The following is a 739-nucleotide window of genomic DNA, read 5'->3' as shown; positions in this document are numbered from 1 at the left end:
CTTAAAAGGTCATGGACAGTATCAAGACTTTATTTCACACTATACGCTTGATAAAGTGCCAGCGCAGGATGATTTATCGTGAATACTCGTGTCCTAGTTGTTTTGGCCTTAATTATTGCCGGTATTGCTGGTTGGTTTTTTCAACAACAAGGTAAGATCACACCGCCAGTAAACATAGAAGCTTCTGAGGTGGATTATGAAGCGACTGATATAAAAGCGGTACAAACCAATGAAGAGGGTGAGACCGAATACGAGTTAAATGCCGATTCACTTACGCATAATCCAGTGACCAATCAAGATGAGATGTCGGGTATTACCATGAACTGGGAGCCATCTGATGAACAGCGTTATCAAATTCAAGCAGGTAGTGCTACGATCAACCAACAAACAGGGGAGCTGCTTTTGTCTGGTGGTTTTACCTTAGTTAGCGAAGACAAAGCGAGTGGATCATCAGATATTGAACCTATTGAAGTCACAGGTCAAACGCTTAAAGGCAATACCAAGTCTCGTCAAGTCTATAGTGATGAGTCCGTCAAAGTTGTGCAGGGTATGAATCGCTTTGAGGCTTCTAGTATGCAGGCCAATCTTGAAACTGGCGAGTATGAGTTTGGACAAGTGGCTGTGACTTTCACACCTGCTGAGCGTCAGGATCAGGCTTTATTTTAATGTCTTGTATATTACGTATTATTGTCTTAGATAGTTTAAAATAGTTGGTAAAGGTAATAGCAGCAATTGGCTC

At 41.7% G+C, this 739-nt stretch carries 1 protein-coding gene; it reads left to right on the top strand.

What is annotated here, in order from left to right; translation table 11 throughout:
* Positions 1 to 78 precede the first annotated feature (78 nt).
* The gene (gene lptC, locus ACS8FD_RS20125; protein ID WP_439261550.1) at positions 79 to 666 is read left to right on the top strand and encodes an LPS export ABC transporter periplasmic protein LptC; all 588 of its coding nucleotides are present in this window, start codon (positions 79 to 81) and stop codon (positions 664 to 666) included.
* The last annotated feature ends 73 nt before the right edge of the window (positions 667 to 739 follow it).

The sequence above is a fragment of the Psychrobacter sp. 1U2 genome (assembly GCF_051847575.1).
Note: the sequence above shows the minus strand (reverse complement) of the source record. Positions and strands in the feature narration are given on the sequence as shown.